General features: G+C 48.2%; 14 protein-coding genes. 10 read left to right on the forward strand and 4 right to left on the reverse strand.

What is annotated here, in order from left to right:
- Positions 1–40: 40 nt before the first annotated feature.
- Both Pan54_RS11720 and Pan54_RS11725 read right to left on the reverse strand, forming a co-directional pair.
- The gene (locus Pan54_RS11720; protein WP_146503658.1) at positions 41–5,731 is read right to left on the reverse strand and encodes an RHS repeat domain-containing protein; all 5,691 of its coding nucleotides are present in this window, start codon (positions 5,729–5,731) and stop codon (positions 41–43) included.
- Between the two features lie 1,029 nt (positions 5,732–6,760).
- Positions 6,761–7,600, reverse strand: a complete 840-nt coding sequence (locus Pan54_RS11725; protein WP_146503659.1) for a hypothetical protein — start codon at positions 7,598–7,600, stop codon at positions 6,761–6,763.
- Between the two features lie 228 nt (positions 7,601–7,828).
- On the opposite strand from Pan54_RS11725, the gene Pan54_RS11730 reads away from it, so the two are divergent.
- The 7 genes from Pan54_RS11730 (at position 7,829) to Pan54_RS11760 (ending at position 15,867) form a co-directional block, all read left to right on the forward strand.
- Positions 7,829–8,815: an IS30 family transposase gene (locus Pan54_RS11730; RefSeq protein WP_165441826.1), complete on the forward strand. Its 987-nt coding sequence runs from the start codon at positions 7,829–7,831 to the stop codon at positions 8,813–8,815.
- Positions 8,816–8,910: 95 nt separating this feature from the next.
- Entirely contained in the window at positions 8,911–9,270 is a 360-nt protein-coding gene (locus tag Pan54_RS11735; RefSeq protein WP_146503660.1) for an iron-sulfur cluster assembly scaffold protein, read from the forward strand.
- A 42-nt stretch (positions 9,271–9,312) separates the two neighbouring features.
- Complete coding sequence (locus Pan54_RS11740) at positions 9,313–10,377, forward strand: glycosyltransferase (protein WP_146503661.1); 1,065 nt, start codon at positions 9,313–9,315, stop codon at positions 10,375–10,377.
- Positions 10,378–10,456: 79 nt separating this feature from the next.
- A complete protein-coding gene (locus Pan54_RS11745; protein WP_146503662.1) occupies positions 10,457–12,754 on the forward strand; it encodes a glycosyltransferase in 2,298 nt (765 codons plus the stop codon).
- A gap of 67 nt (positions 12,755–12,821) precedes the next feature.
- Positions 12,822–14,279 carry a hypothetical protein gene (locus Pan54_RS11750; RefSeq protein ID WP_146503663.1) on the forward strand — a complete coding sequence of 486 codons (1,458 nt, stop codon included), beginning with the start codon at positions 12,822–12,824 and terminating at the stop codon, positions 14,277–14,279.
- A gap of 158 nt (positions 14,280–14,437) precedes the next feature.
- On the forward strand, positions 14,438–15,064 hold the full coding sequence (locus Pan54_RS11755) for a glycosyltransferase family 2 protein (RefSeq protein ID WP_146503664.1): 627 nt from the start codon (positions 14,438–14,440) through the stop codon (positions 15,062–15,064).
- Between the two features lie 11 nt (positions 15,065–15,075).
- A complete protein-coding gene (locus Pan54_RS11760; RefSeq protein ID WP_146503665.1) occupies positions 15,076–15,867 on the forward strand; it encodes a polysaccharide pyruvyl transferase family protein in 792 nt (263 codons plus the stop codon).
- A 238-nt stretch (positions 15,868–16,105) separates the two neighbouring features.
- On the opposite strand, the gene Pan54_RS11765 is transcribed toward Pan54_RS11760, so the two are convergent.
- On the reverse strand, positions 16,106–16,285 hold the full coding sequence (locus Pan54_RS11765; RefSeq protein ID WP_261343178.1) for a helix-turn-helix domain-containing protein: 180 nt from the start codon (positions 16,283–16,285) through the stop codon (positions 16,106–16,108).
- A 761-nt stretch (positions 16,286–17,046) separates the two neighbouring features.
- Positions 17,047–17,745 carry a phospholipase D family protein gene (locus tag Pan54_RS11770; protein WP_146503667.1) on the reverse strand — a complete coding sequence of 233 codons (699 nt, stop codon included), beginning with the start codon at positions 17,743–17,745 and terminating at the stop codon, positions 17,047–17,049.
- A gap of 205 nt (positions 17,746–17,950) precedes the next feature.
- Here Pan54_RS11770 and Pan54_RS11775 point away from each other — a divergent pair, with 205 nt between their 5' ends.
- The 3 genes from Pan54_RS11775 (at position 17,951) to Pan54_RS11785 (ending at position 25,546) form a co-directional block, all read left to right on the forward strand.
- Positions 17,951–21,034, forward strand: coding sequence for a BPTD_3080 family restriction endonuclease (locus Pan54_RS11775; protein WP_146503668.1), 3,084 nt, complete (start codon positions 17,951–17,953; stop codon positions 21,032–21,034).
- Entirely contained in the window at positions 21,021–22,520 is a 1,500-nt protein-coding gene (locus tag Pan54_RS11780) for an ATP-binding protein (RefSeq protein ID WP_146503669.1), read from the forward strand. The genes Pan54_RS11775 and Pan54_RS11780 overlap by 14 nt, the downstream gene beginning before the upstream one ends.
- A 230-nt stretch (positions 22,521–22,750) precedes the next feature.
- Positions 22,751–25,546, forward strand: coding sequence for a site-specific DNA-methyltransferase (locus Pan54_RS11785; RefSeq protein ID WP_146503670.1), 2,796 nt, complete (start codon positions 22,751–22,753; stop codon positions 25,544–25,546).
- The last annotated feature ends 10 nt before the right edge of the window (positions 25,547–25,556 follow it).

The raw sequence follows: 25,556 nt of genomic DNA on the forward strand, positions 1-25,556 counted from the left end.
ATCTCACGAATGTCACTCTTTTTCCATCAACCCGTGCATTTCAAAATTGAATCCACCTGTCACATTGATCAAGTGCTCTGTTTTGAAGTGCTGGTCGTATATTTGCACAATACATATTAGCCATACTGTTTACTTGCCGTAAAAAGTCAGATACGCCCATAGCATTTTCTAAAGGGTATTTAATGTTCAACGACTTTCTTTCTTGATCTACTACAGTTTGCCAACCATTAGGACATTCACATGTTTCAGTGCAGGTTACAATCATGGAGTAGCTTACGGTTCCATTTTCTCTTTTTACATGGGAAGTACATTCTTCAGTACCATCGGGTGGATCAAAGGGATTTTCTTGTAAGCCAAAAGGATCGGAGAAGCGTAGGGGTCTATTCGAAACGTAGCCGTATAAATTAAAAGTGTTTGAATATCCAATTGGATCTCTTGTCACCCACTCTCCCATGCTTGAATGATACCAACGATGTCTCACGCAATATAAAGCCACACCAGAGTCCCAGCCATATCCGCAGTACGTCGTCTCCCAATCACTGGCTGATGCGGTCTGCTCCAAAAAGCTGGCATCAAGCCAGGTCAGGCTACCACACGGATCGTATTCGATTCGTTTACTAACTGCTCCACTGGTGTCCACTGTTCCCGTAACGTTCCAGTTGGCATCCTGCATGGCGTAAAGTTGTTCGTTAAGTGTGCCGATAGTGCTGCGATCTCTGAGGATCAGATCGTCGATGTAGAGTATTCCCCAGACGAAGTGGCGATCAGGTGAACCGTCCGTATCGACTCGTTCCTCGATATTTTGCCAGCCGTCGGTGAAGTAGGCGTGTCGGGTTTCTGCTAGGATGCCATCGGTGTAACTCTTTTTGACAATCCGGAAGTTGCGGCCTTCGTACTGGTTCTCCTGCAGAGTGCCGCTGGGGCCTGTCAGTTTCGTCAGGCGGTTCCAGGCGTCGTAAGTGGCTGTCATCTGATTGACGACCTGGAATTGATCCCATTCGTCAGCCGTGAAGGTGTCCCACTGGTCGGCGGTGAAGTTCGCCCAGTCCGGTTGGGACAGGTCGGGGCGGGGGATGGTGGTCATATTGCCGTTGGGGTTATACACAGGTGTTGCCCAGTTTGATCCCGTGGTGGCCGTAATGCCGGTGATTTCATTAACTGTGTTCGCGGCACGTTGCTGCACGAGGTTCCAACTCGCATCGCCGTTGTCATCCTGTCGGAATTGCTGCCAGTTACCGGTGGCATCGAGTGTCCAGCATTGGGCAAACTGCGGGCTGGTGATGGCCGTTTCAGTCCCATTGAGAGTCCCCCGCTGGCCATCTTTAAGGCGGTGCAGGCCGTCGTAGCGGTAGAGCCAGTCGTAATGGCGGTTCGGATCACTCAAATTCTTTCGCCAGATCCGGCTCGAAGCCCGGTCGTAGCCATACTCGATGCGGGAGAGATCAGTATTCGTCGACGAGTTTCGCCAACGGGAATCTTTCACACGCCCGAATCGATCCAACCCTGCGTAAATATCGCCCGTGTCGGGATCATCACTGCCGGTCAGGCTGACCAGTGTATTGAGCAGATTCGGCTGCGGACTAGCCTGCTCCACGACCGTACCAGTTCCGAGGTAACTGTAGGCGGCCAATATCTGATCGGGGGTGTGATCAATGATTTCCGCAACCCGGCTGATCGAGTCATCAATGCCACTGGCAGAGCCATAGTCATAATCGAGCTGACGACCGTTCGGATAGGTGAGTGAAGTTGCCCGGATGGTATTAGCCGAGCCATCGGCATAGCCGTATTGAACCTTTGGCGTACTCATCGTATCGACAGCTCCTGCATGCGCCTGCCAGGCGGTGATCGATTGCCCAAAATCATTGTACGCAAACTTCACCTCGTTGACCACACTCCCTGAGCCGACCGCCGCGTTATCGTAACTCGAAATCCGCTGCGTCAACCCTCGCACATCATAAGCGGTCTCAATCCGCCTTACACTTGCATCAACACCACCAGCCAGGGTCGTTACCCGATCCTGTGTCCGTCGACCGAGTAAATCGTAGTCAAACTGGTGCACGCTGCCGTTCTGATCGACCATTAAAATCTGCTGACTCTGACGATTGTAGGCATAACGAACCACATCGTCGCTGGTCGCCGCATCGGGATATTCGACTTCCCGCAGCAAATGGCTGGTAGCGATTTCGGAGTCGGATAACGTTGTGCCGTAGGTGTAGGTCGTCACCTGGTTTCCGGTACTCGGGTTGATCGCCGTCAACGTGGCGATTTCTCCATCGGGCGCGTATGTCATGTTGGTCGTGCGATTGATGTCATCGGACGCTGGGCAATCTCCTCCAGAACTGCTCGACCCCAGTGAAGAAGATGAGGCTCCCATCTGGACGTAGTTTTCAATTACACTAGTCCGTCGTCCCTGATCGTCATATTCCATCCGGGTGATCATTGAAGCCGGGTCGGTCGTCTGCAGGATCTCTCCTGCATCATTGTATTGCTGGGACGTGATCAGGATCGTATCCGAGCGAGCCGGAACGGTACTCGATCGACTCAGCGCAGTTCCTCCATTGGTGCCGTAGTTGGCAGTGTCGGTCGTGCGTCCAATCGGATCAGAATAGCTAGCTACATACGTCACCCGCGCCTTGGGAGTTGTCGAAGGCGTCCCCAAAGCTCCCGTCTGAGTATCGGGCGCATTGTGATAGCGTTGCCGGTTGACAATTTCCAGCGTGTTGCCCGCGTCATCGTATTCCATTTCCGACTGCTCAAGAATGACATCGCCTATCACGTTGAACACAGCCGCATAGTTGCTGTCGGTGCCGTAGCCCACATAAGTGACCACGCTTCGCCCCAAACCGTCGTAAGTAGTTTTGGTCCACTGGGAGGACCCCGACGGGAAGGACTTGACGACATTGCCAGTCGGATCGTACCAGGTTCGGTCGGTCAGGCCATTGCCGACGGTTCCGGTCGCCGGATCGACTCCGTAATTGATCGATTCGTAAACCCGGCTCAGATCGTCGTATTTCATTTCCTGCCGGGCGATCAGGTTGCCGCTAATGGAGGTGTCGTAGCGTTCGGTCTTCGTCTGACGGTCGAGGTTGTCGTAATAGACCTTCTCGAAGTAATCGACTTCTCCGGTCGTGGTCACCCGGCGATTACGGAAGTCGTAGGTGTAGTCGGTCACACGCGAGATACTGGCATCGACAGACTGAGTCAGACGAGTCAGGTTGCCGTCTCCGCCGGGCAGCCCCTCGTCATACTGGTTGGCTGTGACCAGCACCATATTATTTCCGGAGGCTCCTCCGCCGGTCGGATCCTCTTCGGTGGCTCCTGCATCATTTGTGCCGACATAGTTTGCCAAGCTCAAGCCCCGAGGACCCAGAACGGCAAAGTTAATCGTCCCTCCGGGAGAGACTGTCCGATTGCGACGCTTGAGGGAATCGTAACCATAGTCTGTCTGGTTGTAGTTAGTCCCGGAAGTGCCTTCTCCACTAGTTGGAATATTGTGGTAGACTCGAATTGATGCGAGCAGGCAGCAATCTGTGTACTGATTAGTCTGCCAGCGCGTGTAGGCTGACTGAGCAAAGGTATCACTCGCCAGTAACTTCCCAGTGGTCGAGGCGCGAACCGCCTGGATTTGCTGTAAGGTTTTTCCATTGGCATCATTGATGGTGATGTTTACTGGATTGACCAGTGTGAAAGTGTAACTCGGAGCCGTCCCAGTGGCATATCCTTGAGCGGTTCGGACGGTGAAAGCCGCGTCATCGTAGACGGTCCACTGGGCAGTTCGGACCGCAGTTGCGGTGCCATTCAAGTCGACCGTGTGCACAGGCCCCAGTTCCTGAATCTGTCGACCTCGGTCATCGTTCTCATAATCCGTGATCAGATTCAGTCCTCCACCTGCAGGCGTGCTCCAGCCTGAAGGGGCTCCGCTGGTGACCGACGTATCGACATCGTCAATTCGCTGAACCACGGCTCCCGTGACAACATCGTACACATACTTCGTGAGGTAGCCCCGCTCATCCATCGACCAGGTCATGTAGCCGAATTCGTCGTAATACTCTTTGGAGGTATTGGCGGTTCCAGACCCATTCTGGCTGGTGGAAATCACCGGTAATGTTGTAGTTTTCTGCTGGGTTTGTGTGGTGCCACTGTAGTAGGTGTGGGCATACGTCGTTTCAATCGTGACACTGCTGTTGGAGTCATCCGGGTACTGGATCATTTTGGAGGCCGGGAAGATGGTTTCCCCGTTAGCTGTATGGGAGTCATATTCCCAAGTCTGTTGCAGGATTTTGGTCCCGAGTTGTCCCTGTTGGATTTTTTGATTCTTGGTGTAACCGTAGGGATAAGGAGTGGTCGGCGGCGGATCTTCTGTGTAATGCTCCGTCAGTCGAATTAATCCTGTGTTGTCTTTGAGATACTGGTATTCCCCGGTGATGGGATTGTAATTCAAGAGATCATCGTGAGCTTCATCGTAGCCACTGATCGCCGAAGGGGAAGCGGCGAGAATGCCCCGCCCCTGGTCATCATAACGACTGAACTCACACCATTCGCGATACGAAGCCTCTTGGGAAGAGGAAGAAGAAGTTCCCGCAATTGGAGAACGGGTGACCGAGAGCATCGTCTGGCCAGCATAGTTTGCATAGTTGATCTTCTGGGTGCTATTGGGAAGAGTTTCCGTCGTCTTGAAGAGCCAGATATTTGGGTTATAAATTCCGACAGGAGTGCTGGACGATGAAGACGAACTGGGGACGAAATAGTTGGGATTTCTGGCATATTCGAACGACATTGAGATTGCGCCAGCATCGGCGATTTCTAAAGTCACTCGATCATGGAAGTCGTATTCAAAATAATTATTCGCATACAGTAAAAGAGTGGCATCAGTAGCCGTCAGTGGAGATTGGCCATCTGCCAGCATCTGATCATAAGCGGCCGGAAGACAGATAAACTTGAGGTCATGAGCATTGCCAGTCAGGCTGTCTGCCTTGTGGTAACGATAATACTCTGTCCCTTCGTCTTGCCAGAGAGTTCCTGAAGACGACGAAGATCCTGCAGATTCAGCAGGTGTTTGACGGATTACGGTTTCAAGATCCCCCAGACTCCCATGAGCACTGCTGTCGCCATAGTAGGTGTAGAGTGCACGCTCGATGGATTGCCAGGGATTGCTGCCAATTTTTCGTCGCAACTCGCAGATAACGAGTCGATCTTCCTCTCCGCCAGTATTACCATATTCGTAAACAAAAGCGTCCGTTATGGTCTCTCCGCCAACAACGGTGCTCCTCTGCACCTCTTGTATTAAGGCTCCACTTTCCTGGGTCACAACCAAGCTGTTTCCGCCAGGGGTAGTTAAGCTGACAAACCCTCCTGGACGACTCCCATGTGTCAGATTATGAAATTTATAGAGAGTCCCATCGGCCTGCTTCATAATCAAGTCGCTTCCAGAAGCCTTAAGAGTCGTTAGGCTTCCGAACTGAGATGTATAATTTCCTGTTGTGGGATTTTGAGAGAAGAATATCTGAGAATTGGCATTGGCTACAAATTGTAATGCTGTTCCACCCAAATCAGATTGCTCAAGTTGAGGCCAGTCACTGGCGACCCAGTTCCAGCCATTCCCTCGATCGATATCCAACCCGTCCACTGCAATGTTTAAGCCATTTGTGGGAGTCTGCTGATTGTTGTAGGTCCGACGGTGCTGCCAGGGAATTCCGTAACCTGATGCTCCAATATCTGTCCTGCCAAACACAACCTGACCATTAAAATACCGAATAGGCCTACTAGATTGTCCATTGCAAGTGCAGGGACCATTGTCATGTTGTCGATCTTCTCCAGAACTAGACGTGGAGGGGGAACTAGAAGTTGAAGTGGAGGTTGATGTAGAGGTCGAGGTAGAAGTACTCCCCGATGTTGAAACCGAAGGAGAAGAGGGGCCATAGGAGCTAGAACTACTCGATGAACTTGAGGAGGACGAACTCGAAGAGGAACTGGATGATGGAGAACTGCTGGATCCCGTCGAGGTCGAGGGTGTTGATGGAGCACTGCTGGACTCCGTCGAGGTCGAGGGTGTTGATGGCGAACTGCTGGGTCCCATCGAAGTTGACGGAGATGATGGTGAACTGCTGGAACTCGACGAGGTCGATGGAGCACTGCTTGACCCCATCGATGTCGACGGTGTTGATGGTGCACTGCTGGATCCCATCGAGGTTGAGGGAGATGATGATTCGCTGCTGGGCCCCGTCGAGGTTGACGGTGATGATGGTTCACTCGAACTTGCCCCAGAATGGCTTGAGCTCGAGCCCACAATCTGTTCAAAGTAGACATCGTCTCCGTTTTCAGGATTTATGTCAGATTTAATATAAAGCGAAAAAGGCCAACACACATCTCCGTTGTCAGTGTCTCCGTAGTAACTATCCCCAACTGTGCTAACATTGGCATGCAAGTGTAAGGTGGCAGATCCCACGTTAGCATTCTTAACTGACTCCGAACGAAATGTTCCAACGACTTCAAACGAAGTTAGCTCGGTTGTGGTACCACTTAATAATGCATATCCACCCGACCAACTCAGTTTGTAGACTGCACTGGTATTAAACTCGTTACAACCTTGGTAACCAGAAGGCATAGTTTTCTAACTCCATAAATATTTCACATCTTGACAGATTTTATGCGATGTGATCAAACATATTTAGTCAATGGGCGCTATAGGTTTTGACCTTGGGAGGTCGGATTAAGTATTCGAATAAAAGCTGGAATACAATTGATAATTGCAGAAGCACGATTAAACAATCATCCAATTGGATCCATCAGATACTACGGTCAACTTATCGTATTGGCTACCCAAAACCTGAGTTGTTTGACCATCAATCGTCTGGCTCGAGGTCGTTCCAAGTGTGACGTCATTCACTCCAGAATTCGTTCGCTTGATTGTGTACTGCCTCCCGAAAAGGTCAACGGCTGAGGGCAGAGTAATCGTGAATGCACCACCGGACGCATCGCAGAGGATGACTTCATCACCAGCTTGAATTGTGTAAGTCGAGGATTTTGAGATCACTGGATCCAATGTTGCCAGCTGTGCGATAGTTCCATTAGAGAATTTTGCGCGCAAGCAATCATCGCTTTCATCCTGGTAGAGACTGCATATACCACTGGATGGGGAAGAGGGGGCCGAGATCCCCTTGAGTGAGAAGTTATCTTCCAATGCCAGAGGTCCATACAAAGTTCCTCCAAGTAAATGGAGGTGCCACGGGTCATAAGTTCCCGTAGCATGGTAAAGCATCAACCGCTGAAGCCGATAATTAGCAGGCAATGGTCCTGGAATAGTCAGAGTTACCCGTGCCTTGTAAACAAAGTAACCTGGGAGAGGAGCTAGTAACCTGGGAGACACCCACGCACCATATCCCGACGCGATTTCCACATCCTGGTCATAGAGTGTGGTATACGAAGAAGTACTTGAGTCCCAGAACTCAATTTTAATATGAGTAGGGTTTGCAGATTCTGAGGAACTGCGATTTGTAATGCCAATTGAATAGTAACCGTTTCCCTGTGGAGCAATCGGTGAGTCACTTGCATCTACCTCAAAGACAACATTTCCGGGAGATGTGCCAGATGTATATTGCACATAAGAGTTGTTATCAACGAATAAATTATTAACTGATCCATAATTGGGAGAAGGCGATATTGAAACAGTTGCCCCCTTGAGATTAATTAAAGCAAAATCGTCTTGATAATCGAACGAAAAGCGGTGGATTCAATTTTGAAATGCACGGGTTGATGGAAAAAGAGTGACATTCGTGAGATGGTTTGTTTTGACCAAACGACCATCAATCCTACTAAGAAGAAATCACGAATGTCACACACGCATCTTACTGCTGAGGAACGTGATTCCATAGCGCACATGCACGCCCTGGGACACTCTCGAATAGAAATTGCGCGCGAGTTATCCCGAGACCCCAGCACGATCTCCCGAGAACTGCGGCGGAATTCGGATGCGACCGGGAAGTATTTCGCCGGGAAAGCCGACCGCAAAGCGCGACGGCGTCGACAACTCTGCAAACTCCCCTGGAAACTCAACCACGCTCCGCTCAAAGAATTCCTGCTCGATAAGTTGTCTCTCAAGTGGTCGCCGGAACAGATTGCAGGTCAACTCTTGCGACTGCATCCTCGGGAGGCCAGAATGCGAATATCCATTGAGACGATTTACGCCTGGATCAAAGCAAACAAAAAGCAGGGCGGCAACATCTACAGGCAGCTGCGTCAATCGAGAAAGAAACGCCGCAAACGCTACGGCACAGGGATCTCCAGACGATGCGACCCGACCAAAAAGCCAATGGATCAGCGACCGGTTTCTGCACGCAATCGTTCGCGGATCGGGCACTGGGAATCGGATACCATCGAGGGTCAAAAGGGGACCGGCTACATTGTCACGCATGTCGAACGCAAGACCGGCTATCTTGTGGCGAGCTATCTGCCGGACAAGAAAGCATCGACGTTGAACGCGGCTTCGGTGTTTGCGTTTGAGGGGTTGCCATCGTCATTGATTCGAACTTTGACGACGGACAACGGGAGTGAGTTTTCGGGTCATCGAGAGTTGGAGCAAGCCCTGCATTGTGCGATCTATTTTGCTCCGGCTCGCCAGCCGTGGCAACGCGGCCAGAATGAGAACACCAACGGGCTTCTGCGGCAATACTTCCTGAAGGGGAGCGATTTCCGTAAACTGAAAGCCGAGGATATTCAAGCGGCTGTGATGGAGTTGAACAACCGGCCTCGCAAAAAGTACCAATTCAAATCACCACACGAACTGTTCGAACCCAAAACCCGTGCATTTCAAAATTGAATCCACCAGGTTCTCTTGTTTGAATATTTAACAATTCTGAAAGTGAGCCTAACAGGGCTGCAGCTTTGATATACGAATTGGACATTAATGAGTTAATGGAATATTCCAGAGCAACAGAGTACCTCTGCAAATTACCATATCCTGATTTGGTCTCTACTATTCGAAATCCATCATGTGGAGATCAATTAGGTTTATCTCTTCAGATTTCTGACGGAGTAATTTTACATATCAGTTTTGAGCACAAAGGCTGCCTAATCAGCAGCGCCTGTGCTGCTGTTTTGTGTGAAAACATCATGGGCAAGTCGATTTCTGTTCTGAAGCAGCAATCCCCTCGTGAATTGTTGAACTTTAATTTCGAGCAGTTAACTCCACGCCGTCGCCGCTGTGCAACTTTGGCCACGGAGTTGCTAAGTCAAATGTTGAGAGACTATCAATTAAATCAATCAGACAATTAAACCTATTGAGTTCTAATCATTTATTTAGCCGGATATGACTTTATGTTGAATGAGTTATGCGTTATTGGGCATCCCAGTCGTCTGGGTGGAGCCGACACGGAATTGGACCACCAGATTCGTTGCTGGTTAGCCATGGGGATTGAAGTTCATCTTTGCCATACCTATCCGCTCGATCAAAATATTCGCGGAATGGGACTTGAGGCGATGGGGTGTGTCTATCATGAACCCCGAGACTGGGCTTCCCTGGAAGGATTGCACTGCATTTCTTTCTGCAATGGTGAATTTCTGAAGTACCTCCCCGAGATCAAGCAATACGCACGATCAACAACATTCGTAAATTGCATGTCCTGGAATTTTGACCTGGAAGTCGAGCATCAAAAGAGAGGCTTGATCGATTTCCATCTGTATCAGTCCCAACATTCTTTTGAACGCGTCAGCATCAAGCTCAAAGAGAGCGATAACTACCGACCGATGTTCTTTAACCCGTATTTTGATGCCGAAGAGTTTCCTTTTGTGAGGGATCGGTCTCAGGAGAAATTCCGTTTTGGAAGAATTTCCCGTGACGATGCCGATAAGTACGGCGATCAACAACTCTGGATTTATGAAACCATGACCGCCCCCGTACTTAAAGAAGGTTTGATACTTGGCTGGGGACAAAATGCGGAGAAAAAGTTTGGGCACAGGCCACCGGATTACATCCAACCGATCAAGCCGGGAGGGTTGAGCCAGAGAGCATTTTATGCACAGTGTGAAGCCATCATCATGACCACAAATACCTTCGAAAACCTCCCCCGCGTCGGGTTTGAAGCAATGGCCTCGGGATCGATTCTGATTGTCGATAATCGCGGAGGCTGGAAATTAGAAATTGAGGATGGCGTCACTGGCTGGCTCTGCGATGATCATCGAGAATTCGTCTACAAAGCTTCTCGCTGTGCCTTTGAAGAAGAAGAACGAGACCAGATGAGGCTCGCGGCTCGGCAAAAACTGGAAGCGACCTGGGGGCTGCAGGCTGCAATGGATTCCTGGGCACAGGTTTTTGAAGCGTGGGAGGATCTGGATCAGAAAAAGAGCCATGTTAACAACCAGCCTGTTGGAGCAAACAACTGAGGTGGTGATCTCTTAAAGTTGATGGTCGACGTAAAGATGAGTGACTGCGTTACACGCGTGATACAACAGGGCTGATAGAATGCTATATATTGTCGGGTGTGGTCGAAGTGGCACAAAATATACAGCCACATTTTTGAATAAGATTGGGATTCAGGTCAAACACGAGGAACCTGGTCCAGATGGAGAAGTGGGTTGGAAAGGATTGTTGAAAATCCTGGATGGAGAGATTGATCCAAGCAGCCATATCGTGCTGCATCAGGTGAGAAATCCACTGGAAACAATTTCGTCCATGCGTACGCACTCTCATGGGCTTCTGGGTGATGTGAGTCGACACTTCTCGACGAACTCATCGCTGAAGTCCGCTACTGGCAAACTTCATCGCTGCATGGAATTCTGGTATGAATGGAATCTGTTAGCAGAGAACTATTCCAAGTGGACGTATCAGACGGAATCATTTACGGAATCGATCGATCGGATTTGTGACTTGATTGATCACCCCCGAGTTGAGGGCGAACTTCCTCTGGTTGACCCCAATCTCAATTCCAGAAGAATTAAGCGATTTGCCCGCTTTCAAGAAGAACCAGTCTCCTGGGAAAAGCTATCATCAATTGATGCTGGGTTAGTTAAAAGAATTCGACAACTCGCGCAGAAATATGGTTATGGGGATCGGTATCTCTCCGATGACTTCAAAATTGACCCTGTTTCGGTTGATGACCGGCCACGGAAACAGATCAAGATCCAAAAACCAACAGATGAACAAACACCGCAGAAAATATTCATCGCACCTTATCTTCTGGATATGCCACAGGTCAGCAGTATTACGCGGTCGATCTGTGACGGAAAGGTATTTTTCCCTTCGGAAAATTCTCCAAGTGAAGATCGGTCCTGGACACTCGCGTGGGGATATCCAGCTAACAAGCGTCGATTTGGAATCGCAGAAACCGGATTCTTCTGGGATGGTATGCATATCGATACCCGAGGGTTGTACCAGTTTAGCAGCCTTAATACTGCAGAAGGCTTACGAGAAATCTTAGATTTCTCACCTCCAGAATCTGCTCGACAACTTATCAATCGTTCTTCGCTTCCACGTAGCAAATATCGACAAGCCCAGGATGAGATGGAATGGGATGGCGTAGTGTTTGCTTGCCAAAACCCAGCAGATCGGTCGATTCACTCTGTCGCATCGACGGGAGACTGGTGGAGGTTTCTGGAAGATTCTTGTCGTTACTACGGTTCAAAACTGTTTATCAAATTGCACCCATGGAACAGAAACGAAATTGAAGCCCGTATCAGGGAAATTGGAACGACTTATGGCTGTCAGGTAGGACGAGTCGGTCACAGTATCTTAAGTAAATGTGAGCATGTGGTCTTATTCAACAGCACGTTCTCGGTAGATTGTATGTTAAATGAAACGCCAGTGAAACAAGGTGCTCCCGGTTACTTTTCAGGAACCAGTGCTGTTTCCTACTGCGAATTAGATCCCAGGAAACCACTCATCGACACCAAACATTGCGCTGAACAACTCCTGAATTTTTTAGTGTGGCGATATTGCTTTAGTATGGATTGCAGCCTGGATGACTGGAAGGAGCGACTTCTTCATTTCGCGAATTCCACTGATTTATTTCCACTGACTATTCAACAAAGTTACGGCAATTACCTCATGGAAAAAGCTGGTTCTAAACCAGATATCGTTACTAATCCAATAGCCAAATATCCTCCCGGCAATTCTGTTTCAGACATATTCCCGATTCCCAAGGTCTTTCACCTCATCTGGTTGGGAGACAACAAAATTCCAGATGACCAACGTGCGTGGATAGATCAATGGCAAGAGCTACATCCCGAATGGGAAACTCGCCATTGGGGTAATGAAGTTGTTGATGAACTTTCGGTCGAACTGAGAGTGATGTTTGAGCAGGCCAATTCATGGTCAGGCAAGTCGGATATCGCTCGTGTGGCATTAGTTCATAAATATGGAGGCGTTTATCGAGACACCGACTATCGGCCATTACGTTGCATCAATTCGATTCTCCAGGGCTGTCATGCATTTGCGATGACTGAGCGTCCCAATGGTCGTTTAACGGGGAGCTTATTCGGAGCGATTCCCAATCATCCCTTCCTGCGTGACATCATTAATGAGATGCCCAATCGATTTCATCCTGAGAAGCCAATGAATACTGGCCCCCTCCTGTTTGATGCCGTGTTCAAGAAGGGGCGAGGAGATGTTCGTCTGTTTGAACGTGAAGTCTTTGCGCCAGTTATGTCTAAAAGAAAGCAGCATGCTCGTTCAGGTCATTTCCCGAATTCATTTGCAGTTCATACATACGCTGGCTCTTGGACAAAAAAATCTGCGAACGTGAATGAGGAGATTGAATTATGACCTCAACAGTTCAAAATACTTTTGCTTATAATTTTGAGTGGCGATTATGTGCCTGGGGGGCCACTTAATGACGGCCTTTGCACTTTATATGCGAACTGATATTTCCTGGGACCAAATGACGGAAGAGACATTCCTAGACCAGGGGAAACTGAATCCATCTGTCATTGCCCATCCGCTGTATCCATTTGATAAGCTCCTCGCAAAAATCAAGTGGTGGAACAGTCTTTTTAAGATGTCCTACTTCGAATACCGACATCAACTCAAATCCATCGCTGAACTCAATCGTTCTCGGATTAGAGGAGTAGATTTCGTCATCAGAAACCGACACAAATTCCCTCTCATCAATTCCGCAAAAGAGGATTTTCTGTTCATACCTTGCGATGATGATGATTGGTTTGACTCTGGGTTGATTGATGATATTCAACTCATCATGAAGCAGACCCCAGACTTGGTCTGCTGGAATGATGCGAGAATTAATTCTGTTAAACGTGAACAACCAGATGAGTTTGTGACATTAAGGTGCAATGGTATTCATCGATTCGGAACGAACAGTTATGGAATATCGAGCCGTGCATTGAACGCTTGCCCGCAGGGAATGCGTATGTTCTTACTCGATCGTCATATGAAAGTGCCCAGGATTTTGAATCAGTACTTGAAAACGCCCAGAATAGAACACCTCAACAAAACGATGAGTTCTACCTATAAGTCACCGGCTTCAATTACGAATATCTGGGATCTGCTATCAAGAAAGCAACTCATTCAAAGAATACCCTGCATTCAGCATTCGACAGATATTGTTCAGCCTATGCTGGAATGGGCAATGTCATACGCATCACAAGTCAAACAATTGAATGATGATTTGATAGCTACGGCAGTGTTGTCCCAAGAAGAGGAAGCGTTACTCGAAAAATCAAAGCAACAATACCACCACCCTCCAAAAGTTAAACAATATCCTCGCGCAAGAGGTTTAATCAATGGCATTATCGATCAATTCGGATATGAGTCCTACCTGGAAATTAGCTGTGGAACGAACAAGACATTCAATCAGATAAAGCTTGCTGACAAAATGGGAGTTAATTCTCATTCAGGAGGGAGTCATCACGTAATGTCAGATGCATTTTTCAAAGAAAATAACCGAAAATTTGATCTCATTTTTATTGATGACATTCAATTGCAGGAGCAAATATTACACACAGTTGAATGCTCTCTGAATTGCTTAAGTTCCAAAGGTCTTATATTAATTCACGATTGCCTTCCTGCAAAAGAAGTCCAACAACGACGGACCAAAGTCACTGGACCGTGGACTGGCGATGTCTGGAAAGCAATTGTTCAACTAAGAAGACGATGTAATTTAGAGATCGCAGTTCTCAACAGTTTATGGGGAATGGGCGCCATAAAGCTCCGCCCAAATCCAAATCCGCTCGAAATAAATCCTCCTCTAACATGGGACACATACTGGCTCCATAGAGAAGAACTATTAGGTATTCTTGATTGGCCTGAATACTGGGATTTCTTGGCCAGTTAATTCTTCTCTTGAAATTTGAATCCGCCTCTCTGCCTTGGAGCAAATGCAAAGAGGACAACTCAATCACCGAAACATCGATGTCTGGATGCTGATTTCACAAAGTAAAATAATTTGATTTTTGTACTATAACGCAAGCTTTCCTTCATACTTTCCCAATCATGACTTCACCGCTCATTACCGTCATCACTGCAACCTATCGACGCCCCAAGGATTTGTGGCGCCTGTTTGAGTGCTTGCAGCTTGTTGATCTAACAGAAATGGCTGTTGAGCATCTCGTCATTCATGATGGCCCCAACGAAAAGCGATTGCAGGCAATTACTAAAGCATTTCCACAACATCCAGGAATTGACCGCAAGTATCTTTGTCTGGAAAAACATCATGGGCAATTCGGGGCATTTTGTAAAGATTTCGGCTTAATAACAGCACGGGGAAAGTATGTGGTTTTCTGGGATGATGACAATTGGTTTTATCCTCATGCGTTAATGCATCTGATTGAAATTGTGGGAATCGAAAAACGAATTGGTGTCTGCCAGTTAAGGCATCACGCTTTCCGTTATGAGCCGATCCCCAATGCGGAGATCTGGGAACAGGCTAACAGGACATTCAGTTTTAAAAACATCGATACCGGCTGCTTCATCATTGAAACAGAACTGGCCAGACAAGGGTTCTGGTATGATCAGCAAGGGCCAGGGAGCGACCATCGATATTTCAAACGCGTCATCCAGGCTGCTGGTGGGTATGATACACTCGTCTTTGATCAGACCATAATTGGAGTTCATTTGTGATCATAAACCACATGCAGATACGACGCATGATCGCTGAACTGCGTCTGGAATGCTTACCACTGCTTGAGCACCTGAAAGCATTAGGCCATTTTCAATGGATCCCCAATCCCGGCAATGCTGGTGATGGATTAATCACTGCTGGAACTCGAATGTTATTTGAGCAGTCTGGATTGGATTACCACCAGACATCTCGATTCTGTGTCGAACCGGGGATTCCGATCGTCTACGGGGGAGGTGGAGGCTGGTGCAAAGCTTTTGACATCGGCGCTGTCATCGTTTCTGAAGTTGCAAATAAGGCTGGAAGTGTCATAGTCCTGCCCTCAACCTTTGAAGCAGAGCGTTTGCAACAGATCGCTCACCTTCCTCACCTCTATCTCTATGGACGAGATCACCACTCAGTCAAGATCGCTACTCAATTAAATCTGGAATGCAGCTATGCACCTGACTTGGCATTTTTCTGCCCATTACCTGTTATCCCCCAATGCGGAGGCAAAGGAACTCTGGCTGCTTTTCGCAAAGATGTGATTGGTACAACCCATGCCCCCTCTGTCAAGACATTACAGGCTGATACTTGGGTGGATTTGAGTCGAAAAGGAGATCACAACTCCCGTGACAGGCTGTTAACAAAAGTTTGTCAATACGATTGTGTCCACACCGACCGCCTGCATGTCGCCATCGCTGCGACAATCTCGGGCTGCGATACTTACATCTATCCCAATGGGGATCGTTACCACAAGAATCTCGAATTATATCGCTCGACGTTATCAAAATTCAGAAACTGTCAGCTTGTAAACCCTGAGTAATTAAAAACCGTGGTTGAATTAGCTCGGTATTACAGTCAATTCATAATTTGGGGTTCAATTTATATGCTGGTGCAGTTGTAAGGCTGTTTTCGAAGCAATTTATTCAAATGAATTTTGATCTACTTTTAAGCGGATCGAACGATCTGTGAATCGATCAATTTATGGATCTTCGTTTTCTATCAGGCAACCGAAGAGAATTTAACTTTTCTCATGGACTTCCCTTTCAGAATTCCCAGTTTTAAAAATGTCTACCCACATTTCGTGGAAGCTGTTGAACTTCTTTCCGTTTGCTCTCCAGAAACATTTCTAAATCGGACTGCTTGACCCGTTTGCAGGAGCCGATTTCGTAGCAGATCAGTTCGCCGCGGCTGATCAGTGCGTAGGTCATGCTGAGGCTGATTTTGAGTTGTTCGGCCACTTCTCTGTTGGATTAGAAAATGGGATTCTCTTTTTTTCAGATACGCAATCTGACGAGCCAGTTCCTGTTGTGTGAGCGACATCAGCATGACGAACAACGGGTGTAAGGTTCGACGCATGGAATCACCTTTTGCTCTTTATCTCAAGGGTCTTCCAGTGACCGAATATCATTTTGGCACCCCGCTGGGAGCTGGGGAGGAGTATTTCAGAGTACTCCCTCGCGGCTCACATTCCCAACGAAATGTCTCCAGGGAGGTTTATGCACTTCGAAACAACTCAGAGCGCGCTCAAAATCCTCCAAAAATCTCTCCAAATACGCGCTTGGCTTGATTTCTGTTAACCATTGGGTTCCAGGTTCGAAAGAGTGTCAATAGGTGACGGGGGCACCATTATGGACTCGAACTATTGCAATTCCATGCCAGTTAACGACTTATGGATTTATACGCGCGCAAAGTAGTTCGAACGGCGTGTAGAACGGGGAGCTTATGCACACGGGTACGAAATAGAAATACCCGCTGGTTAACGAAACGCCGGACGAGAGATCGTCTGGCGTTTTTGCGTTGTATAGCGTGTTATTGCAACGGGTTACGACGTTAGTTGAAATTGAGAGAGCTGTCCTCTGGCAACCCAGTGCGTATCCATTTTCGCACCGCTGACGCTTCTGATCGAGAGACTCTCGAACTCTCTGGGGTGGTCATACCCGTTGGTTAACTGGTCTACTTTTGAATGCCTGCTGTATTTTTAAGCCTCGGTTGTTAACCACTAAATCTCAAAGTCCACTGGCCAGACAAAATACTGACCGAAGCGTTTACTTTCACGCAATTCACCACCTTTAGATATTCCCGAATCAGTTAATACGTGGGTCTCGTCTTTATCAAGCAGCAAGCCCTTCTCTGTTGCCTGGCTTAGAAATTGCTTCGTGGATAGACCGAGCTTTTTTGCCAACTTGGATGTCGAGATTTTTTGCTGTTGCTCATTTGATGGATCAGCAATATCGCTGACGGATTCCTGCGGAACTCGCTCGAGAGACATTCTTACTTCGTCACTGATCCTGATGATTCGTTGAGCTTCTTCGTAGGTTTCCCGATAAACTTCGCTATCTTTATCACGGGAAATCAGAATGCCCATCTCGTTGTTGTTGACCTGACTGAATTCATACAGGTTCAAACTCGTGATAATGCAGTTACTTTCATTGAGATAGCATTTCGCGTGAAGATTCTTACAAAAACTCGTCCGGATGAATGACAGTTCCTTCAGCCAGTTGATTTCCTCCGGCTGCAATTCGTTCTTTCCGTATACGATACGAACATCGATTTTGAGACGATTCTTGTCCTCCAGAAGTTCTTTGATCCGATCATTCAACTTGAGGAACGGACTGATCAGAACCAGACGATCGGAAGCCGATTTGATAATTTCTTCGAGGAAGTAATTGATCGCAGAAGTATTTAAGAATTTGGCCACGCTGCATTATCCAATGTAGTAGATGCCGGGTTAATTGATGCAATTGCTTATAGTGAACATAGGAGCCAACATCAATGCAGGCATTTCCTTTGACTTGCTTCATAAATTGAAAAATGCCCCCTTCAACCAGATTGTTTCTGACGGTGTACTTTGGTACGGTAATAATCCACTCAAGACGTACTCATAATTAGCGAATGCCCTCTGAATGTCTGACCAATTTACCTCCCATCCTATCCTGAATTCCCCTTACGAATATCCTAAGCGTCATTGGGAGTTAGACAGTTCTGGCCAGCCAACTCAACAGATCATTGAGTATCGGCGGAAGGCGGATTTCATCTCCCCAATACCTAAGCCGAAGAAAACGAAAAAGACGAAGCAGAAAAAGCTGGATCTGAGTTTTGATGAAACAAAGGATATCTCGACTGCGGATCAGAAATACGATCCCGCTTCAATCATCAATCGAGTCCGTGGAGAAGTCGATCGCTGGCGAGAAATTACGAATCCAAATCAATGGCAGGTGACTCCCGAAACGGCTCGTCTCCTCCAATATTGGCGGCATCATGATTTTTCCGGATTACGCCCGTTTTTCTGTCAGGTGGAAGCTGTAGAGACCGCGATCTGGTTGACGGAAGTTGCATCTCATTCCAAAGAAGGCAGAGCAATTCTGCAATACCTGGAAGATGCCAATCAGGATGCGAATCCTGAAATTTCACGCTTAGCCTTGAAGCTGGCCACCGGTGCCGGTAAGACGACCGTCATGGCAATGCTGATCGCCTGGCAAACAGTTAATGCGGTTCGTCGCCCCAATAGCAAAAAGTTCACTCGAGGCTTCCTGATAACCGCTCCGGGATTGACGATCAAAGATCGACTCCGTGTGCTTCAGCCGAACGATCCCGACAGTTATTACAAGAACCGCGAACTTGTTCCCAGCGATATGATGGAGGATCTGGTTCGAGCAAAAATCGTCATTACCAACTATCATGCTTTTAAACTCAGAGAACGAGTCGAACTTTCCAAAGGGGGACGTCAACTTCTACAGGGACGTCTAGGGGAAGAGTTAAACACCCTTGAAACCGAAGGCCAGATGCTTCAACGCGTCATGCCAGAATTGATGGGTATCAAGAATATTCTCGCTCTTAACGATGAAGCTCATCACTGCTATCGGGAGAAGCCCAAAGAGATTGATGACGTCGATCTTAAAGGGGATGAACGCAAAGAAGCTGAGAGTAATAACGATGCTGCTCGTCTCTGGATTTCAGGACTCGAAGCCGTAAATCGAAAACTGGGCCTCTCACGAGTGATCGATCTCTCGGCTACACCCTTCTTCCTCAATGGGTCCGGATATGCTGAGGGAACTTTGTTTCACTGGACCGTCAGCGATTTCTCTCTGATGGATGCGATTGAATGTGGCATTGTCAAACTCCCTCGTGTTCCGGTCGCCGAGAATATTCCCGGTAACGAAATGCCGATGTTCCGAAACTTATGGGAACATATTCGCAAAGACATGCCAAAAAAAGGTCGAGGCAAAGGAGCAGAACTCGACCCGTTAAAATTGCCCACGCAACTCCAGACCGCTTTGCTGGCCTTGTACGGTCATTACGAGAAGACATTCCAACTCTGGCAAGAGGAGGGAATCAGCATTCCTCCCTGTTTTATCATCGTTTGCCAGAACACTGCCATCTCGAAACTAATTTACGATTACATCTCCGGTTTTCATCGCCACAATGATAATGGCACAGAAACTCTCGAACACGGTCGACTCCCACTTTTCAGCAACTTTAATCAATCCACAGGCGAACCACTCTCTCGCCCCAATACCTTGCTCATCGACAGTCAGCAGCTTGAAGCTGGCGATGCCCTGGATACCAACTTCCGCAACATGGCAGCCGATGAAATCGAACGCTTTCGTCGCGAAATTGTTGAACGAAGTGGCGATTCACAAGCGGGGGATAAGATCACCGATCAGGAACTGCTCCGCGAAGTCATGAACACGGTCGGTAAATCCGGTCAACTCGGTGGCAATATCCGTTGTGTGGTCTCCGTCTCCATGCTGACTGAAGGGTGGGATGCCAATACCGTGACACACGTGCTGGGTGTGCGTGCCTTTGGAACTCAATTGCTTTGCGAACAGGTCATCGGTCGAGCCCTGCGACGGCAGTCGTATGAACTCAACGAAGAAGGATTATTCAACGTCGAATACGCTGACGTCTTCGGCATCCCCTTTGACTTCACTGCCAAACCCTCTATCGCCTCCCCACAGAAGCCTCGGGAAACCATTCAGGTTAAGGCGATACGTCCAGAACGCGATGCTCTTGAAATCCAATTCCCTCGAGTTGAGGGTTATCGGATTGAACTCCCCGAAGAACGGCTCTCTGCCAAATTCAACGACGATTCGATTCTGGTCCTGACCCCCGACCTGGTCGGTCCATCGATCACCCAGAACTCCGGCATCATTGGCGAAACCGCCAACATGAGCCTCGAACATCTGGGTGAAATGCGTCCCTTCTCGATTATTTACAATCTCACGCAGAGACTGCTCTACACCAAATGGCGCGATCCTGGCGAGGAGCCGAAGCTGCACCTGTTTGGTCAACTCAAGCAAATCACCAAAGAATGGTTTGAAACCTGTCTCGAATGTAAGGGCAATACCTATCCGGCCCTGCTCATGTATCAGGAACTTGCCGATATCGCCTGCAATCGAATCACCGCTGGCATCACTCAAAATTTTCTCGGCGAACGTCCCATCAAAGCGCTGCTCGATCCTTACAACCCCACTGGTTCCACATTGAATGTCCGCTTCAATACCAGCAAAACAGATCGCTGGGAAACCAGCCACCTGCACTGTCATCTTAACTGGGTCATTCTGGACAGCGACTGGGAAGGCGAATTCTGTCGAGTCGCAGAAAATCATCCGCTCGTCAAGTCGTATGTCAAGAATCACAACCTCGGGTTCGAAGTCCCTTATCGATACGGCAGCGTGAATCGCAAGTATCGCCCCGACTTCATCGTCCGCATCGACGACGGTCATCCTCCTCTGCCCGATGGCACTCCTGATCTGCTGAACCTCATTGTCGAAATTAAAGGCTATCGAAGTGAGGATGCCAAAGAGAAAAAGTCGACCATGGACACCTACTGGATCCCCGGGGTCAATCATCTCGGAACTTATGGCCGCTGGGCGTTTGCAGAATTCTGCGACGTTTATGAAATCCAGACTGATTTTAAAGACAAGGTTGAAGCGGAATTCAAGAATATGATTGATATGTTTGGAAGTGACAATGCCAAAGTTTAATCCAAGAACAATGATGGAATTGGCAATTGATTACATGAGGTTATCAATTGCGGAAACGCGAGAAGACGGAAAAGCTTCACCCAAAGTTGGAGCTGTTCTTGTCAATGTCGGCGAAGAAGTTCCCTCAAGTCCGAGAATTTCAACAGCCTATAGAGGGGAGCTTCGCGAAGGTGATCATGCTGAATTTACTTTACTAGAGCGAAAAAATCGAGATAAGAAATTAGATGACTGTGTACTGTTTGCGACACTTGAACCCTGCGCACCAAATTCACGAAATCATCCAAAGCTAGGCTGTGCGGAGCGTATAGTATTAGCTCGTATTAAAGAGGTTTGGGTAGGAGTTGCTGACCCAGACCCTAAAGTCGATCGAAAAGGTATTAAATACCTGCAGGACAACGGTGTAAACGTCCACATGTTTGATCAGGACTTACAGAAAATAATTTTGGAAGAGAATAAAGAGTTTTTCGATCAAGCTCTCGAACGTGCCGCTGCTGCTGAGGAGGAACCTCCAACTGCAGTTATTTTGTCTCCTTTAGAGTCTGCTTCCCCATCTGGACTAGTTAGTGATTTCTCAGACAAAGCGATGGAGTCGTATTTAAAACATTCGCAAATCGATGAATCGCCCGGTTCGTCTGAATTAAATCGACGTTTAATGCTGCAAGGACTACTTCAATACGAGGAAGGAAAATATAAGCCGACTGGTTTCGGACTGATTCTGTTTGGAAAACAACCACGGATATCAATGCCTCAATCTGGACTTTTAGCCACCATTCACTATTCGAATGGGACCGAGGAAATCTTTGACTTTGAGGGTCCTCAAGTACTTGTCCCAAATCAAGCTATGCAATGGCTCAAAGACAAGTTGCCTAACGTAATTAGTCGCTCAAATGCTTCTCGATTAGAAAAAAATGATTTGTTCTTTGAACTCGTTAGAGAAGGCATCGTCAACGCTTTAGTGCATCGTGATTACAGTATTGAAGGAGCTAAATGCCAACTCAGAGTATTTCCTGAGAAGTTTGAAATCCTCAGCCCTGGCAAGCCCGTAACGCCAATTACCATTGAGCAGTTGCAGTCATTTGACGCTCCAATGCTCAGTCGGAATCCCGTTCTGCACTACGTCTTTGCAAAAATGAAACTGGCAGAAGAACGGGGATTTGGCTTGAGGTCAATGAAAAATCGTTCTAATGAACTTGGCCTCCCCTTACCCAAATACACATGGACCGATCCTTATCTGAAACTGACACTCTTCCCCTCTCAAGAGGGGACAGTTTCTACTTTACCGTCAACAATACTGGAGCAATTGAGCTCTTCTGAACGAGAGGGATGGAAATGGCTGTCTACTCAGGGCGTTGCAAATACACCTGAATATTCTAAAGCCATGGGTGTCGAAAATCGCACTGGACGGCGACACTTACAACATTTCGTCGAACTTGGATTGGCGAGTGTTAACGGTTCAGGTCGGGCAACACGTTATGAGGTGAACTAATTATGTCTTTAAATTGGGACATCCTGCCGGACATTATGTCCGGATTTAGCACTTGAATTCCAATTATCTTGCCCATGCGGACATGAATGTGAACTGTTTGTCCGGATAGCTGAAAAGAGTGAAAGAATAAGTCAGATTAAGGACATTATCAAAATAATAAGTTTTAAGACACCCGAATCAATTGACACTAATACAAAATGCATCTGAAAAAAATAGACTGATTTAGTCAAATGCCCAAGAAGAAAAAAGCCGCGAAGAAATCCATCGAAACGCTCACGCACGATGACGAAACCCGTAAGAACATTCCCACGGCTGAGTTGCAGTCGGTTGTTGAGACCGAGCATCAGGGGCCGGTGCGGGTGGAGTATGCGCGGCGGAATCGCGATCTCGATCCGCAGCTCGTCTGGCGGGGGAAGGATGAGCAGGACTGGTCCGATCTGGTCGTGCAGGCTTCGCCGCTTTACATTCAGGAGAAAGTCCATCCCAAGGTCCTTATTGACGATTTACTGCGGCAGAGTAAACAAAAGGAGCCGGCCCCGAAACAGCAGCAACTCGATCTGTTTTCCGACTTCAACGGCGTACCCGAAGGAGATGCCAAGACCGAATTCTATCAGCACGATGCCCACTGGACCAACCGCATGATTCTCGGCGACAGCCTGCAGGTGATGGCCTCGTTGGCCGAGCGGGAAGGTCTTCGCGGCAAGGTGCAGTGCATCTATTTCGATCCCCCCTACGGCATCAAATTCAACTCAAACTTCCAGTGGTCAACCACCAGCCGCGATGTCAAAGATGGCAAAGCCGACCACATCACCCGCGAACCCGAACAGGTCAAAGCCTTCCGCGACACCTGGCGCGACGGCATTCATTCCTATCTGACTTATTTACGTGACCGGCTGACCGTTGCCCGGGATTTGTTGACAGATTCGGGATCGATCTTTGTGCAGATCGGTGATGAGAACGTGCATCGTGTGCGGGCGCTGATGGATGAAGTGTTTGGGGATGATAATTCCGTATCACTAATTAGTTACACTACAACTGGAGGTTTTGAAACAGGATCCTTGAGTCGAATTGGTGATTACATTCTCTGGTTTGCAAAAGATAAGAACAAACTTAAATATCGACAATTATTCCAAGAAAAATCTTCTTCAACTCTTAAGAGTGGTGACTACAGATATTTGAAGTTCAATGATGGTCAAACACGTATCATGTCCAAAGAGGAGCGAGAGAGAGCTGAGATTATTCCAGATTTTGCTCGTGTATTCCGACTAGACAATATTACTAGTCAAGATTCGCCTCCAGAGCCAACGCCTTTCAAGTCCCAGGGTAAAGTATTCAATCCGCGTCAGGGCAGACACTGGACTGCTAGTTATCCCCATGGTATGCGTCGGCTTGATTGGTCAAGTAGAATTCATTTTAGAACTAATAGTATGGCTTACATACGTTTTCTGGACGACTATCCTGTCTTTCAACTGAATAATATGTGGAATGATACTGCAATTGCAGGTACACCCGAAGGAAAGCTTTACGTCGTACAAACTAATCCAAAGGTAATAGAGCGTTGTATTCAAATGGTTTCTGATCCTGGTGATCTCGTCCTCGATCCCACATGCGGTTCAGGAACAACAGCATATGTCGCCGAGCAATGGGGCCGTCGCTGGATCACAATAGATACTTCACGAGTTTCTCTCGCACTGGCCCGTGCCCGTATCATGGGAGCCCGTTATCCCTACTATCTATTGAGTGATTCCAAAGACGGCCAGAAGAAAGAAGCGGAGGTTACGCGGACGGAACCCTCCACTGCTGCGACTTATGGGAATATTCGTCACGGGTTTGTTTACGAGCGGGTGCCGCACATCACGCTCAAATCGATTGCCAACAATGCCGAGATCGATGTCATCTGGGAAAAGTTCGAAGAACAGCTCGCTCCGTTACGTGAGGAACTTTCTAAAGCCTCCAAACAGAAGACTACGCTCGAAGAATGGGAAGTTCCCCGCGAGCTTCCCGAAGACTGGCCCGCGGCTGCCGGCAAGCTGCACACCAAATTCTGGAAACTTCGTATCGCCCGGCAGAAAGAGATTGATGCCTCCATCGCCGCCAAAGCCGATTTCGAATATCTGTACGACAAGCCGTATGAAGACAAAAGCAAAGTTCGTGTGGCTGGTCCGTTTACGGTTGAAAGTCTTTCGCCGCATCGAATTCTCGGCGTCGATGAAAACGACGATTTGATCGACCCGCTCGATCAGGACAACTCCGGCGATGCCGACGGCTTTGCCGAAATGATTCTGGAAAACCTCCGCACGGCTGGCGTCCAGCAGGCCCATAAAGATGACCGCATCACCTTCACCTCGCTCCTCCCCTGGCCCGGCGACATGGTTTGTGCCGAGGGACATTACCAGGAAGGCGAAACGGATCGACGAGCCGCCATTTTCATCGGCCCGGAATTCGGCACTGTCCAGCGACAGGACCTTGTGTCAGCCGCCCGAGAAGCCGCCGATGCCCAGTTCGACGTGCTGATCGCCTGCGCTTTCAACTACGATGCCCTCTCCAACGAATTCAATAAACTCGGCCGCATTCCGGTTTTAAAGGCCCGCATGAATGCCGACCTGCACATGGCCGAAGACCTCAAGAACACCGGCAAGGGAAACCTGTTCGTCATCTTCGGCGAGCCGGATATCGAAATTCTGGAAGAGCAGGACAACCAGATCCGAGTCAAAGTGAACGGAGTGGATGTCTTCCACCCCAACACAGGCGAAGTCCGCAGCGACGGCCCCGAAGGCATCGCCTGCTGGTTCCTCGACACCGACTACAACGAAGAAAGCTTCTTCGTCCGCCACGCCTACTTCCTAGGCGCTAACGACCCGTACAAATCGCTGAAAACAACCCTCAAAGCCGAAATCAACGAAGACGCCTGGGAAGCCCTCAAAAGCGACACCTCCCGCCCCTTCGAGAAACCGGAGTCAGGGAGAATTGCTGTGAAGGTGATTAATCATCTCGGGGATGAAGTGATGAAGGTGTTTCGGGTTTAGAGTGGGAAGT

Source organism: Rubinisphaera italica (genome assembly GCF_007859715.1).
Taxonomy (GTDB): Bacteria; Planctomycetota; Planctomycetia; order Planctomycetales; family Planctomycetaceae; genus Rubinisphaera; species Rubinisphaera italica.